At 72.1% G+C, this 13278-nt stretch carries 14 protein-coding genes; 3 read left to right on the top strand and 11 right to left on the bottom strand.

The features are described 5' to 3' along the window. Positions 1–2 precede the first annotated feature (2 nt). Genes ACGFI7_RS10145 through ACGFI7_RS10135 form a run of 3 tightly spaced genes read right to left on the bottom strand, consistent with a single transcriptional unit; the run spans position 3 to position 4224 of the window. Positions 3–1616: an AMP-binding protein gene (locus ACGFI7_RS10145; protein WP_393401663.1), complete on the bottom strand. Its 1614-nt coding sequence runs from the start codon at positions 1614–1616 to the stop codon at positions 3–5. A 26-nt stretch (positions 1617–1642) separates the two neighbouring features. After that, complete coding sequence (locus ACGFI7_RS10140) at positions 1643–2956, bottom strand: FAD-dependent oxidoreductase (RefSeq protein WP_393401660.1); 1314 nt, start codon at positions 2954–2956, stop codon at positions 1643–1645. Positions 2957–2994: 38 nt separating this feature from the next. Next, the gene (locus ACGFI7_RS10135; protein WP_393401658.1) at positions 2995–4224 is read right to left on the bottom strand and encodes an alpha/beta hydrolase; all 1230 of its coding nucleotides are present in this window, start codon (positions 4222–4224) and stop codon (positions 2995–2997) included. 86 nt (positions 4225–4310) lie between these two features. Here ACGFI7_RS10135 and ACGFI7_RS10130 point away from each other — a divergent pair, with 86 nt between their 5' ends. Continuing rightward, a complete protein-coding gene (locus ACGFI7_RS10130; protein WP_393401655.1) occupies positions 4311–4970 on the top strand; it encodes an endonuclease V in 660 nt (219 codons plus the stop codon). Between the two features lie 7 nt (positions 4971–4977). Here the strand turns inward: ACGFI7_RS10130 and ACGFI7_RS10125 are convergent, their stop codons facing one another. Further along, the gene (locus ACGFI7_RS10125) at positions 4978–5352 is read right to left on the bottom strand and encodes a hypothetical protein (protein ID WP_393401653.1); all 375 of its coding nucleotides are present in this window, start codon (positions 5350–5352) and stop codon (positions 4978–4980) included. Between the two features lie 137 nt (positions 5353–5489). Here ACGFI7_RS10125 and ACGFI7_RS10120 point away from each other — a divergent pair, with 137 nt between their 5' ends. Next, positions 5490–5846, top strand: a complete 357-nt coding sequence (locus tag ACGFI7_RS10120; protein ID WP_393401651.1) for a YybH family protein — start codon at positions 5490–5492, stop codon at positions 5844–5846. Between the two features lie 30 nt (positions 5847–5876). On the opposite strand, the gene ACGFI7_RS10115 is transcribed toward ACGFI7_RS10120, so the two are convergent. Then, positions 5877–6521: an NADPH-dependent F420 reductase gene (locus ACGFI7_RS10115; protein ID WP_393401648.1), complete on the bottom strand. Its 645-nt coding sequence runs from the start codon at positions 6519–6521 to the stop codon at positions 5877–5879. Between the two features lie 82 nt (positions 6522–6603). Here ACGFI7_RS10115 and ACGFI7_RS10110 point away from each other — a divergent pair, with 82 nt between their 5' ends. Next, the gene (locus ACGFI7_RS10110) at positions 6604–6951 is read left to right on the top strand and encodes a winged helix-turn-helix transcriptional regulator (RefSeq protein WP_393401645.1); all 348 of its coding nucleotides are present in this window, start codon (positions 6604–6606) and stop codon (positions 6949–6951) included. Positions 6952–6993: 42 nt separating this feature from the next. Here the strand turns inward: ACGFI7_RS10110 and ACGFI7_RS10105 are convergent, their stop codons facing one another. From ACGFI7_RS10105 to ACGFI7_RS10080, 6 genes are all read right to left on the bottom strand, one after another. Next, positions 6994–7824, bottom strand: coding sequence for a carbohydrate ABC transporter permease (locus ACGFI7_RS10105; RefSeq protein ID WP_393401643.1), 831 nt, complete (start codon positions 7822–7824; stop codon positions 6994–6996). Next, on the bottom strand, positions 7814–8755 hold the full coding sequence (locus ACGFI7_RS10100; RefSeq protein ID WP_393401640.1) for a carbohydrate ABC transporter permease: 942 nt from the start codon (positions 8753–8755) through the stop codon (positions 7814–7816). Before ACGFI7_RS10100 ends, ACGFI7_RS10105 begins: the two co-directional genes overlap by 11 nt. Before the next feature lies 1 nt (position 8756). Further along, the gene (locus ACGFI7_RS10095) at positions 8757–10019 is read right to left on the bottom strand and encodes an ABC transporter substrate-binding protein (RefSeq protein ID WP_393401637.1); all 1263 of its coding nucleotides are present in this window, start codon (positions 10017–10019) and stop codon (positions 8757–8759) included. Positions 10020–10034: 15 nt separating this feature from the next. Beyond that, on the bottom strand, positions 10035–11639 hold the full coding sequence (locus tag ACGFI7_RS10090; protein ID WP_393401634.1) for an FAD-dependent oxidoreductase: 1605 nt from the start codon (positions 11637–11639) through the stop codon (positions 10035–10037). 8 nt (positions 11640–11647) lie between these two features. Continuing rightward, on the bottom strand, positions 11648–12652 hold the full coding sequence (locus tag ACGFI7_RS10085; protein WP_393401631.1) for a LacI family DNA-binding transcriptional regulator: 1005 nt from the start codon (positions 12650–12652) through the stop codon (positions 11648–11650). A gap of 104 nt (positions 12653–12756) precedes the next feature. Further along, positions 12757–13233: a DUF2283 domain-containing protein gene (locus ACGFI7_RS10080; protein WP_393401628.1), complete on the bottom strand. Its 477-nt coding sequence runs from the start codon at positions 13231–13233 to the stop codon at positions 12757–12759. Positions 13234–13278: the final 45 nt, after the last annotated feature.

Raw genomic sequence — 13278 nt, 5'->3', positions numbered from 1 at the left:
GGTCAGGCGTTGCGGATGGCGGCCGCGTCCTGCAGGCCGAGCAGTTCGACCGCCCGTTCGCGCATCTCCACCTTGCGGATCTTGCCGGTGACGGTGATCGGGAACGCGTCCACGACGTGCACGTACCGGGGGATCTTGTAGTGCGCCAGCCGCCCGGCGCAGAACTCCCTGACCGCCTCAGGGGTGAGCGGGACCGCGCCGGCCCGCATGATCACCCAGGCCATCAGCTCCTCCCCGTACTTCTCGTCCGGCACCCCGACCACCTGCACGTCCTGGATGTCGGGGTGACGGTAGAGGAACTCCTCGATCTCGCGCGGGTAGACGTTCTCGCCGCCTCTGATGATCATGTCCTTGATCCGGCCGACGACGTTGACGTAACCGGCCTCGTCCATGGTGGCCAGGTCGCCGGTGTGCATCCAGCGGGCGGCGTCGATGGCCTCGGCCGTCTTGCCCGGCTCGTCCCAGTAGCCCAGCATCACCGAGTAGCCGCGGGTGCACAGCTCCCCCGGTTCGCCGCGCGGCACGGTCAGCCCGGTCTCCGGGTGCACGATCTTGACCTCGACGTGCGGCATCACCCGGCCCACCGTCTCGGTCCTGCGCGCCAGGTCGTCGTCGGACCTGGTCATCGTGGACACCGGGGAGGTCTCGGTCATGCCGTAGCAGATGGCGACCTCGCGCATGTTCATCTCGCCGACGACCCGCTTCATCACCTCGACCGGGCACGGCGAGCCGGCCATGATGCCGGTGCGCAGCGAGGACAGGTCGAACGACCCGGCCACGGCCAGCTCGGCGATGAACATCGTCGGCACCCCGTACAGGCTCGTGCACCTCTCCTGCTCGACGGCGGCCAGCGTCGCGGACGCGTCGAAGCCGGGTGAGGGGATCACCGCGCAGGCGCCGTGGGAGGTGGCCGCCAGACAGCCCATGACCATGCCGAAGCAGTGGTAGAACGGCACCGGCAGGCAGATCCTGTCGTGCTCGGTGTAGTGCAGCAGCTCGCCGACGAAGAAGCCGTTGTTCAGGATGTTGTGGTGGGAGAGGGTCGCGCCCTTAGGGAAGCCGGTCGTGCCGGAGGTGTACTGGATGTTGATCGGGTCGTCGAAGGCCAGCTCGGTCATCCGCCGCCGGAGCGTCTCGCGCCCGGCCTGCCCGGCGAGCAGGGTGTCCCACGACGGGTCGTCGAAGTAGACGACCTCGCCGAAGCCGATCTCCGTCACCATGGCGCGGTAGTCGCTGCCCTTGTGATCGAGGGCGCTGATCAGCAGCCGCATGCCCGACTGCTTGACCACGAAGTCGAGCTCGTGACTCCGGTAGGCGGGGTTGACGTTGACCAGGATCGCGCCGATCTTGGCGGTGGCGTACTGGACCATGACCCATTCGGCCCGGTTGGGCGCCCAGATGCCCACCCGGTCGCCCTTGCCGACGCCCCGGGCCAGCAGGGCCAGCGCGAGCCGGTCGACCTCGGCGTCGAGCTCGGCGTAGGTCCAGCGGCGGCCGGACGGGACGTCGACGAGCGCCTCCCGGTCAGGAAACCGGGCGACGGTCCGTTCGAGGTTCTCGCCGATGGTCTCGCCCAGGAGCGGGGTCTGCGCGGTGGCGCTGGAGTACGAGAGCATGCCCCCAGTCTCCGCCGGGACCCCGGTCACGGCCAGCCCCGCCGCACCGTGCGGGCGAGTCGCGCCCCCAGGAGGGCGGCGGCCAGCCCGCCGGCCAGCCCGGCGGCGGCCCAGCGGCGCTGGCGGGTGACCCGGCGCTCCACCTCGGAGTACGGGGTCGTGGAGAACGACACCAGCTCATAGCGGGAGGCGTACCGGCCGGGCAGGGCCCGTTCCAGCGCGTGCTCCAGCCGCTTGCCCGCGAGGAACATCCGGGAGCCGACCTTGTCGCGCATCTCCACGAAGTTCGCCAGCGCCAGGCGGGCGATCACGTCGGTGTCGGCCTTGCGCCGCTCGAACAGCTCCAGCGCGGCGGCGAAGTCGTCGCCGGTCTCGTCCAGGCACCGGTCGAGCTCGACGCAGTCCTCGAAGCCGCAGTTGGCGCCCTGACCGTAGAAGGGGACGATGGCGTGCGCGGCGTCGCCGATCAGCCCGGCCGTCACCCCGCCGGTGGTCACGTGCCAGGGGTCGCAGCGCATGGTGACGAGGTGGCCGACCGGGTTGGCGCGGTAGTGCTCGACCAGGTCCGGCATGAGCTCGAACGCGTCCGGATACTCCCCGGCGAAGCGGGCCCGGACGCGCTGCGGGGTGTCGAGGGCGGCCAGGTCCTCGTGCGGCCAGAACAGGGTGCAGGTGAACGACCGGTCGGGGTTCGGCAGGGCGATCATCATGGCGCGGCCGCGCGGCCAGATGTGCAGCGCCCCCGGGTCCATGGCGTAGCCGCCGTCCCTGGGCGGGATGGTCAGCTCCTTGTAGCCGTAGTCGAGGTACTGCTGGCTGAAGTCGACGCCGGGCAGGGCCTGCAGCCGGCTCCTGACCGCGCTGTGCGCGCCGTCGGCGCCGATCACGACCGGCGCGCGGGCGGTGGCGCCGGAGCCGAACTCCAGCTTGCCGGTCCGCTCGTCGAGCCCGGTCAGCCGGTGCTCGAACAGCACCTGCACGCCCGGCATCGCGGTGGCGGCGTCGAGCAGCAGCCGGTTGAGTTCGGCGCGGCCGATGGAGTTGATCGCGTGGCCGCGGTCGGCGCTGTAGGGCTGGAAGGTGAGCTCGCCGTCGAGCGCGTGCATCATCCGGCCGGGCATCGGGATCGCGGCGTCGAGCACGTCGCGGTCCAGTCCCAGCCGGCGCAGCGCGTCGATGCCCCGTTCGGAGATCGCCAGGTTGATCGACCTGCCCCGGTCGGCGCCGGCCCGCCTCGGGTCGGGGCGGCGCTCGTACAGCGTGACCTCGTGGCCGCGGCGGGCGAGGAAGCAGGCGAGCAGGCAGCCGACGAGGCCCGCGCCGACGATCGTGACCTCCATCTCTCCTTCGTACGGGCGAGTCCTGCCGATGTCCAGAGCTAGCGGAGCGCGTCGGCGATGGCCTGGGCGGTGGCGGTCCAGATGGGGGTGCCGGGGTCGATGACGGCGAGGTGGTCACCCACCATTTCCAGATATGTCACTTCATCTCCGGCATTGGCCGCGGTACGCGCGTACCGCCGGCCGAAGTCGACCAGGTCCAGGTCGTCCCCTGAGCCCTGGACGATGAGCTGCCGCACCTTGATCGGCACCCGCACGAGCGGCGACGCCCCGCCGTAGGTCCGCTCGGCCGCGGAACGTTCCTCGCCCGGGGTGTCGTCCCAGGTGTGCGCGCCGAGCGCGGAGGCCACCGCGCCCGCGCCGACCCAGCGCCGGTCGCCCTCGACCAGGTCGAGCACGCCGGCCAGCGACACGGCCAGCGCGACCCCGGCCCCGTCGGCGGCGGCCCGCAGGGCGAGCTGGCCCCCGGCCGAGTGCCCGGCGATCGCCACCCGTTCCAGGTCGAGCGGCGCGTCCAGGCCGGCCAGCGCCTCCATCCCGGCGGCCACGTCGGCGGTGGTAGCGTCCCAGCCGTGCCGGTCGGGGCGGCGGTACTCGAGGTTCCACACGGCGAACCCGCGGCCGGTCAGGTCGGCGCAGAGCCCTTCCATCAGGTCGGCGTCCCAGAGGGACCGCCAGTATCCCCCGTGCACCAGCACCACGACGGGCCACGGGCCGGCGCCGGCGTCCCCCGCGGGCGGCTCCGGCGGGCCGCCGCGCCGCCGGGGCAGCGCGGGCGCCTCGGTCTCCGCCGTGCGGGCGGCCGTCTGTGGCGCCGGCAGGTAGAGGTGCCCCCATTGGTCCCGGTCCGTGCCGTACGGGACGCGGACGTGCGGCTGTCTGAGGCGGTGGACCGCGTGGCGGACGGCCCAGCGGAGTCCTGCGACGCCGCGGCCGTGGATGTGGGTGGCGTCCTCGGCCACCTCGACGCCGTCCGCGCGCCAGATGTCCAGCCAGGTGACCGGCCCGAGCGGCTCCCTCATCAGGGGCCGCAGTTCGCCGGGCCCCGGCAGGATGACGACCGCGCGGCCGTCGGGATTGTGCCGCTCCCCCTGGCGGTCGACAGCGCCCGGGTGGCGGCGGCGGGTCCGCGCGCGGACGTCGTCGGGGTCCCTGACATGCGTGATGACACCTCGCACGCCCAGGGAGACGAACTCGCGTTCGGCGATCTCGCCAAGGAGGGCCTCGTCCGCGGCCAGTCCAGGGCCGATCAGCACCAGGACATCGCTCATGACTTCCGACACTACAGAAGTTTCACCATCTGAGCCTTTACTTAATCTTGTATCGGTATGAGAGACGCGCGGCGTAGGTTGACCGGGTGCGTGTCGATCTTCCTCACCCGTGGCCGGAGAGCGTCGCCGAGGCCGAGGCGATCCAGGAGCTGCTCCGCCCCCGCGTCGAGCTGACCGGCCCCGCCGAGTTCGCCACGGTGGCGGGCCTGGACGTGCACTACCACGGTGACGACGAGGTGTCGGCCGCCGTGGTGGTGCTGGACGCGGCCACGCTGTCGGTGGTGGAGCAGGCGGTGGCGCACGGGAAGGCGGCCTTCCCGTACGTCCCCGGCCTGTTCGCCTTCCGCGAGCTGCCCACCCTGGTGGAGGCGCTGGAACGGCTCACGGTCACGCCGGACCTGCTGGTGTGCGACGGCTACGGGCGGGTGCACCCGCGCGGCTTCGGGCTGGCCTGCCACGTGGGCGTGCTGACGGGGCTGCCCTCGCTGGGCGTCGGCAAGACCCCCTTCGTGGGCACGCACGAGCCGCCGGCGCCGGAACGCGGCGCGTGGTCGCCCATCGTGCTGGACGGCGCGGTGGCCGGGCGCGCGCTGCGCACCCGGGACGGCGTCAAGCCGGTGTACGTGTCGCAGGGGCATCGCATCACCCTGGACACGGCCACCGGCCAGGTGCTGGCCCTGACGCCGCGGCACCGGCTGCCCGAGCCGGTCCGCCGCGCCGACCACCTGGCCAGGCACGGCGGCTGACCGGACCCTAGGGCCGCCAGGACCAGACCAGGAGCCACACGCTCAGCCCGAACAGCCCTGCGCCGAGCGGCACGTGCGTCAGCACCGCGCCGGATCCGCCCAGCATGGACTGCACGAACCCGAGCAGCAGCACCGCCAGGCTCACCAGCGCGGGCCAGCCCGCCCGCCGCCCCGGCCGCCACAGCAGGACGGCGGCGACGAGCAGCACCAGGCCGAGCACGTGGACTGCCCCCGCGCCCGCCCCGTGCATGCCCGCCCCGGCGCCGCTGAGCATCTGTCCTGCCGTGACAGCCTGGAAAAGCACCGCCGCCGCGTTGAGCAGCGCCGCCGCCCGGAAGGCCATCAGATATCCGTTGCGCTGCGCGACCTCGGTGACCACCACTGGTTCCTCCTCGAACCTCGTACGTGATCACCAGCATCGCGGCCCGGCGGCCGGTGGACATCCGCCGGTGGTTGACATCGCGTCTACACCAGCCGTCGTACACCGATTCCGTCGGCGGGCCCTGGCATGCTCGCGGGGTGCGTGGAGAAAGGGAGCGGGCGCGACGGCCCGAGGACCTCAACCGGCTCGTCCTGGAGCGGCTCAACGCGGGCGATGTCGACGGCCTGGTCGAGCTCTACGAGCCCGGGGCGGTGCTGGCGTTGCCCGGCGGGCTGACGGCGACGGGCCATGCCGAGATCCGCGCCGCCTACGAGCGGATCGTGGCCGGCCGGCCGTCGTTCGCGCCCGGGGCGCAGGGGCAGACCCTGGTGTCCGGCGAGCTGGCCATGACGTCGGTTCGCCTGCCCGGCGGCGGCGCCACCGCCGAGGTCGCCCGCCGCCGGCCGGACGGCACCTGGTTGTGGGTCCTCGACCAGCCCGACGTCCTCGCCTGAGGCCGACGCGGCGCTCCCGGACGCGCGGTCTCAGGTGGATTCCGCGGGCGCCGGGGCAGACCGGTGAGCGCCGGACTGCGCCAGGGGCGGGAGCACGGCCTGGGCGTCGGCGCCGGCGAACCACAGGCCGATCACGAACGCGGCCGTCGCCTCCAGCAGTGCGGCGCGGTCGAGCCCGCCGCCGTGCACCGGGGTGCATCCCAGGTCCGCGGCCAGTTCGCGGGTGAGCGCGAGCGCGTCCGGGTCGTCGCCGCAGTACGGCACGGCGAGCGGGCGCCCGCCGAAGACCGGCGGCGTGCTCCGCCACACGTCCACGTGACACAGGTTGAAGGCCTTGACCACGTGCCCGCCGCTGAGCCGGGCGATCTCCCCGGCGACGGGCCGGACCCCGTGCGGTCCCACGTCGTTGGTCACGTCGATCACCGGCTTGCCGCGCAGCGCCTCCCTTGCCTGGCCGAGCACCGCGGGCACCGCGTCCGCCAGGACCGCCACCACGGCGGCCTCCCCGAACCCGGCCGCCTCCCGGAACGTCCCCGCCCGCGCCCCCGCCCGCGCGGCCCTGGCCGCCGTCCGGCCGGGGTCGCGCCCGCTGACCATGACCTCGTGCCCGGCCCGCGCCCACGACGCGCCGAGGGCCTCGGCCATGTTCCCCGCTCCCAGGATCCCGATCCGCATGTCACTCCTCCACGTCCTGATACATGTAGGAATGACCGTAGAAAATCCGATACGCACCATCCGGTGCCCGACGGAGGCCGCGTTGTTCCTCGCCGACTGCCAGGCCAGGCTCGCCTTCGACCTGCTCGCCAACACCTGGAACGCGGTCGTGCTGTGGTCGCTGCGCCACGGCCCCCGCCGTCCCGCCGACCTGCGCGCCGAGATCGGCGGGATCAGCCAGAAGGTGCTCACCGAGACTCTGCGCCGCCTGGAGTCCAACGGCCTGGTCGACCGCCGGGCCTACGCCGAGGCGCCGCCCCGGGTCGAGTACGGGCTGACGGACCTCGGCCGGAGCCTCGTCGAGCCGATCGGCGCGCTCGGCGCCTGGGCGTTCGAGCACGCCGACGAGGTGCTGGCGGCGCGGGACCGTGCTGACGGCCTCAGCCCATGACGGCCGTCAGCCCGGACGCGCCCTGACGCGGCGGGAAAGCGATCACCCCTTCAGCCCGGTGTGCGCCAGGCCCTCGATGAACTGCCGCTGCGCCAGCACGAACACCACCAGGACCGGCAGCGCCGTCATGCTGGCCGCGGCGAGCTGCACGTTCCACATGGGCCCGCCGTAGGCGTCGACGAACTGGGTGAGCGCCTGCGGCAGGGTGAAGCGGGCGGGCGTGGACAGGAAGACGATGGGTTCGAGGTAGAGGTTCCAGGAGTGCAGGAAGGTGAAGATGGCGACGGCGCCGAGGGCGGGCCGGGCCAGCGGCAGCGCCACCCTGGCGAAGGTGCCGAACCGGCCGAGCCCGTCGACCCGGGCCGCCTCCTCCAGCTCGCCGGGCAGCGCGATGAAGAACTGGCGCATGATGAACGTGGCCAGCACGCTGGGCGCGCCCAGGATCGGCACCAGGATGAGCGGCCAGTGCGTGTCGGTCAGCCCGGCGGTGTGGAACATCTGGAACAACGGGACGATCGTCACCTCGCTCGGGATGAGCAGGCCGATGAGCACGACCACGAACAGCGCGTTCTGCCCGGGGAAGCGGATGCGGGCGAAGGCGTAGCCGGCCATGGCGGCGACCGCCATGGTGCCCACGGTGACGACGGCGGCGATGTAGAGGCTGTTCCAGTACTGCTGGGCGAAGGGCTGCAGTTCGAAGACGCGCCCGTACGAGGAGAAGTCCCAGCGGCCGGGCAGCAGCGACGGCGGGAAGGCGAAGATGTCGCTGATCGGCTTGACCGACGAGGTGACCATCCACCAGGTCGGGAAGACGAACGGCACGCACAGCACGCACAGCAGGCCGTACAGCGCGAGCTTGACCCTACGACTCATGGAAGACCCACTTCCGGCGCATCCGCCACTGCACCAGCGTCAGCACGGCGACGATCAGGAACAGCAGGACCGACAGCGTCGCCCCGTACCCGAAGTGCCTGAACTGGAAGGCCTGCTGGTAGAGGTAGTAGACGAGGACCGTGGTCGACATGCCGGGCCCGCCCTGGGTGAGCACCGCGATCTGGGCGAACACCTGCAGCGACCCGACCACGGTGATGATCGAGGTGAGCAGGATCGTGGGGCTGATCAACGGCACGGTGACGCGCAGGAAGCGGGTCCACGGGCCCGCACCGTCGAGCTGGGCGGCCTCGTACAGCTGGCGGGGCACGCCCTGGAGCGCGGCCAGGAAGAGCACCATGTTGAGCCCCACGTTCTTGATCACCTGGACGACGACCACCGACAGCAGGGCGGTGCCCTCGCCGCGCAGCCAGTTGGGCCCGTCGAGGCCGCCGACGGCGAGCAGCGCGTTGACGCCGCCCTCGCCCTGGAGCAGGAACTGCCAGACGATGGTCCAGGCGACCAGCGAGACCAGCACCGGCGAGAAGAACAGGGTTCGGAAGAAGACGGTGCCGGCCAGCTTCTGGTTGAGCAGGATGGCCAGGGTGAGCGCGAGCGCGAGGTTGAGCACGACCAGCCCGGCCGAGAACAGCGCGGTGCTGGTCAGGACCGCGCCCATGTTGGGGTCGGCGAGCAGCTTCGCGTAGTTCTGGGCGCCGATGAAGTCGAACGTCCCGGCCAGCACGTTCCACTCCTGGAGGCTGTACCAGACGACCAGGCCGAGCGGCAGCAGCACGAACAGGGCGCTGCCGGCGAGCTGGGGTGAGACCAGCAGGTAGCCGACGAGGGCGTCGCGGCGCGGGATGGTCCAGAAGGGGCGGCGCCGGGTGGCGGCATGACCCGCCACCCGGGTTCTGAGGTCCGTCGCGGCCACGTCACGCGCCGAGCATCGGCTGGATCTTCGCGCAGACGCCGTCCAGCACGGTCTTGACGTCGGCGTCGGGGACCCAGAGCGCGTCGAGCGAGGCCCGGATGGTCTGGCCCAGCTCGGCCTGACCGGTGTGGCCCGGCTTGACGACGCCCTTCTCGATGCCGTCGATCACGACCTCCTGGAGCTGCTCGGGCTTGAGCAGCGGGCTGGTCTTGGCCATGGTCTCGGCGGTGAGCTGGGAGCTGCGGGCGGGCGGGAAGTAGGCGGCGAGCTTGGCGGAGTTCGCCTGGTTGGTGAAGAAGGCGAGGAAGTCGGCCGCCGCCTCGGCGTTCGCCGACTTCTTCAGCACGCCGATCCCGGCCTGCCCGATGACCGCGTACTCGCCCTTGGGGCCGGCGGGCAGCGGCACCAGGTCCCAGCCGAACGTCCCGTCCTCCAGCATGGCGGCCCGGGAGATCTGCGCGATCACCATGGCGGCGTCACCGGCGAAGAAGTCGGCGACGGTGCCGGGGCCGGGCATGGCCTTGTCCTTGAAGATCATGGTGTGCAGGAACGTCATCGCCTCGACCATCTCGGGGCTGTTGAACCGGCAGGAGGCGCCGTCCTCGCTGTAGACGGTGGCGCCCCAGCCGCGCCAGACGGTGGCCAGGTTGTCCCAGCCCTTGTAGTCGAAGTCCCAGATGGTCAGGCCGTGCTTGCCGTCGGCGGCGACGGCCTTGTTGATCTCGTTGGCGTGCTCCCAGTCCCACTGGCCGGCCTCGATCAGCTCCCTGGGCGTCTTCTTGCCTGCGGCCTTGACCAGGTCGGTGTTGACGAAGACGCCGAACGGCGAGGTGGAGAACGGGTAGGCGAACAGCTCGCCGTCCTTCTCCCACAGCTTGGTGGCGGACGGCGCGAGCTCGCCGACGTTCTCGATCTTGCTCTTGAGCGGCACGAGGGCGCCCGAGCCGACGAAGTCGGGGGCCGAGTTCTCCAATATCCAAGCCAGGTCGGGCGCGTTGCCGCCGGCGATCTGGGTGGTGAGCGTGGTCGTGTAGTTCTCGAACGGGAGCGGGTCGAAGGTGATCTCGCCGGTCTCGGGACGGGACTTGCGGTAGTCGTCGGCGATCTCCTTGAACAGCTTGAGGTGCGCCTCGTTCGAGGTCCAGATCGTCATCCGGAGCGGCTGCGGGCCCTGCGCGGCCGGCGCGCCGCCGCCCCCGCCGCACGCCGTGGCCGTGAGCAGCGCGGCCAGCGAGAGGGCGGCCAGCTTGACGGATGTCTTCATGGGGGTTCTCCTTCGTCAGTAACCGGAGACGTCGGGCCAGCGCAGCTCGACCCCGTCGCGGGCCAGGCGGTGCCGGTAGTCGGCCAGGAGCCGCTCGTCCTCCCGCACGGCGTGCGGGGTGGTGGCGTGGTCCAGGCAGAACGCGGCGAGTGCGCCGGCGGCCTCGCCGACGTTCCACTCCACCGGGTGCAGGCGGTAGGCGCCGTTGGTGATGTGCGTGGTGCCGATGTTCTTGCCGGCGGGCAGCAGGTTGGCCGTCCGCCGCGGGATCAGCGCGCCGAGGGGGATCTCGAACGGGGAGCAGGCGACGTCGATGTAGTTGTCGCCGCCGGTCGACGGGTGCAGGTCGATGCGGTACATGCCGATGCCCACCGAGTCGGGATAGGAGACGGCGCCCTTGTCGCCGCGTACCGCCACCGACAGGTCCTGCTCGGTGACGGTGGTGAGGGCCCGGATGCGCCGGGACTCGCGGATGTAGGGGGCCATGGCCAGGCCGTCGGCGCCGCCCGTGACGTCGCCGCGCGGCCGCAGGCCGGGGTAGCCGGTGCCGCCGTCGTGCCGGGGCGCCTCGGTCTGCAGCCAGTAGAGCACCGAGAGGGACAGCTCGCGGGCCGCCGCCAGGTGGCGGTCCGCGTCCGGCACGTCGATGACCGGACCTTCCAGGTAGTCGATCATCGGCCAGTTGACGAGCGTGATGTCGCTCTCGTACGCGCCAGGCAGGAAGTTGTCGCGGGCGGCGATCCTGCGGAACGTCCACAGGTTGGCGTCGCCCGGGTTGACCCGCTGGTCGGCCTCCACCAGCCGGGGGTCGTCGCCCGGGTTGGGGGTGAAGGAACGCTCCACGATCTCCAGCGTGCGCGGGCTCGGGCAGCGCCACGACAGCAGCCGGTCGCCCCAGAACGACGGCTGGTAGGACCGCCAGAAGTCGTACGAGGCGGGCCGGTCGACGGTGTGGTCGCCGTCCACGTGGTCCATCGCGAAGCACACGGACACGGCCTGCATGTTGAGCGGCTGCGCGGTGGCGGGCGCGCTCGGCTCGCCGGTCTCGGCCTGCGACTCGAAGCCGGTCACGTACTCCACCCCGGCCAGCGGCAGCAGTTCGCCGGTCTCGGTGGCGTCCAGCACGTACGGGGCGGTCGCGATGATCTCGCCGCCGCCGTCGCGGTGCGCGAGCCGCACCGCCGTCACCCGGTCGCCGTCCACCTCGGCCGCGACCGGCCGGTACGGCTGCAGCACGCGCAGCCTGCCCGACCCGCGGTACGGGGCGAGCATGGCCTCGATGACCGCGACCGCGACCCGGGGCTCGTGGCAGAGCCTGCTGACGTGGCCGGCGCCCGGGTTCAGCTCCGCCCACGCCCGCGCCCGCTCGGTGAGCGGGTAATGGTCGCGGTAGTAGCGGCGGATGCCCTCGCGCAGCGCCCGGTAGCTCGCGGTGACGCCGAACCGCTCCACCCAGGTGTGCTCGTCCGGGGGCACCGCCTGACTGGTGAGCTGGCCGCCCAGCCAGTCGTACTCCTCGGTGAGCACCACCGAGCGGCCCGCCCTGAGCAGGGCCAGGGCGGCGGCCACGCCGCCCAGCCCGCCGCCGACGACGAGCGCGTCTGCCGATGTCTCCAGCACGTGGGTGATTACCTTCCTTCCGGTACGCGTGCCAGGGTCGATCCCTCGACCAGCTCGCACGCCAGCAGTTCCTGCGGATGGTCGCCGCGTTCCAGCACCTGGGTGAGCAGCTCGACGGCCCTGCGGCCCATCTCGCGCCTGGGGATGCGGAACCCGGTGAAGTCGAGGCCGGCCGGCGCCGTCGGGGCGCCGAGCGTGACGATCGACAGGTCGCCCGGCACGTCCAGGCCGCGGGCCCGGGCCGCCTCGGCGATGGCCGCGCCGTCCGCCGGTTCCTCGGCGAACGCCACGGTGGCGCCGGAGTCGAACAGGTCGGCGGCCCGCAGGCGCAGGCCCGTCACGCCGGCGGCGGCGACGCCCTCGGTGAAGCCGCGCAACCGGTCGGCGTAGGACTCGGCGCCCTCTCCCGCGCCGACGTAGGCCATCCGCCGGTGCCCGAGCGCGGCGGCGCGGGCGACGAGCGCGCGCACCGCCGGCGGGTAGTCGGCGCCCACGTACGGCACGGGCCCGCCCGCGTCGTCGCGGCGGCCGACCGAGACGAACGGGATGCGCTCGGCCAGCAGCCTGGCCAGGTCGTCGTGGTCGACGGTGCGGCCGAGCAGCACGCATCCGTCGGCCAGCCGGATCCGGCTCTCCGCGCTGAAGATCCGCCGCCGCTCCCCCTGCTCCGCCTTGGCGCTGGTGAACAGCAGCAGGTCGCAGCCCGCCTCCTCGGCGCACTCCTCGATGCCGACGAGGAAGGGGTGGTAGAAGTCGGCGCTTTCGGCGGGGAAGACGGCCTCGTAGGTGAACACGCCGTAGATGCGGTTGCGCCGCTCGGCCAGCCGGCGCGCCGCGGGGTCGGCCACATAGCCCGTCTCCCGGATCACCTGGAGCACCCGTTCGCGGGTCTCCGGGGAGATCCGCACCTCGCCCTCGGCTCTTCCGTTGAGCACCAGCGACACCGTGGTCTGGCTCACCCCGGCCATCCGCGCGATGTCCTGCTGCGTCAGACGCCGCCCTGAAGCAGTCACACTCCGTCACCCGTTTCGCTTGCTAATGCGCATTAGTCCGACATTGTGCGACCGCTCCGGATACGCGGTCAAGAACTAATTCGTATTAGCAAGCGGGCGGGAGATTACAGTCGCATCTCCGCCGGCATCAGGGTCTCGGCGTCGGTCAGCTCGACGCCGAGCAGCGCGCCGTCGTCGCCGAAGTCGAGCACGACGCCATCGGCGACCACCTGACGGGTCGCCTCGCCCGCCCCGATCTCATGCTTCATCGATATATATGCGATGTTGTGGTAGCGGTCCCAGCTGGTGTAGACGGTGCGCGTACGCCTGCCGCCCGGTTCCTCCTCCTCGGCGAGCAGACCCTCCTTGGCCTCGTGCGAGCCCGCCAGCGCGGCCCGCACCATCGCCATCGCCAGCTCCACTGCCTGCAAGGAGTCGCTCCCGGTGGCCTTCCGCTCGTGCTCCCAGCCGGCCAGCCCGTCGATCCGGTACGGGCAGGACCAGTCTCCCTCGGGATCCTCGTACGGCATGCCGACGGCGGCGATCACCTCCTGAGGGGGCTCGGTGCGCAACGTCAGCGTGCGTCGGGCGATCTCGTACATGTTCGTCGCTTTACCCGGAGCGCCCGCTCCGGAAGACTGCCCATG

It is taken from the genome of Nonomuraea sp. NPDC048826 (assembly GCF_043198225.1).
Taxonomy (GTDB): domain Bacteria; phylum Actinomycetota; class Actinomycetes; order Streptosporangiales; family Streptosporangiaceae; genus Nonomuraea.
This window is presented reverse-complemented; position numbering and strand designations above follow the sequence as displayed.

Coding starts and splice junctions, on each gene's coding strand:
- ACGFI7_RS10145 (WP_393401663.1), bottom strand. CDS start 1,616: ATGCTCTCGTACTCCAGCGCCACCGCGCAGACCCCGCTCCTGGGCGAG.
- ACGFI7_RS10140 (WP_393401660.1), bottom strand. CDS start 2,956: ATGGAGGTCACGATCGTCGGCGCGGGCCTCGTCGGCTGCCTGCTCGCC.
- ACGFI7_RS10135 (WP_393401658.1), bottom strand. CDS start 4,224: ATGAGCGATGTCCTGGTGCTGATCGGCCCTGGACTGGCCGCGGACGAG.
- ACGFI7_RS10115 (WP_393401648.1), bottom strand. CDS start 6,521: ATGCGGATCGGGATCCTGGGAGCGGGGAACATGGCCGAGGCCCTCGGC.
- ACGFI7_RS10105 (WP_393401643.1), bottom strand. CDS start 7,824: ATGAGTCGTAGGGTCAAGCTCGCGCTGTACGGCCTGCTGTGCGTGCTG.
- ACGFI7_RS10095 (WP_393401637.1), bottom strand. CDS start 10,019: ATGAAGACATCCGTCAAGCTGGCCGCCCTCTCGCTGGCCGCGCTGCTC.
- ACGFI7_RS10080 (WP_393401628.1), bottom strand. CDS start 13,233: ATGTACGAGATCGCCCGACGCACGCTGACGTTGCGCACCGAGCCCCCT.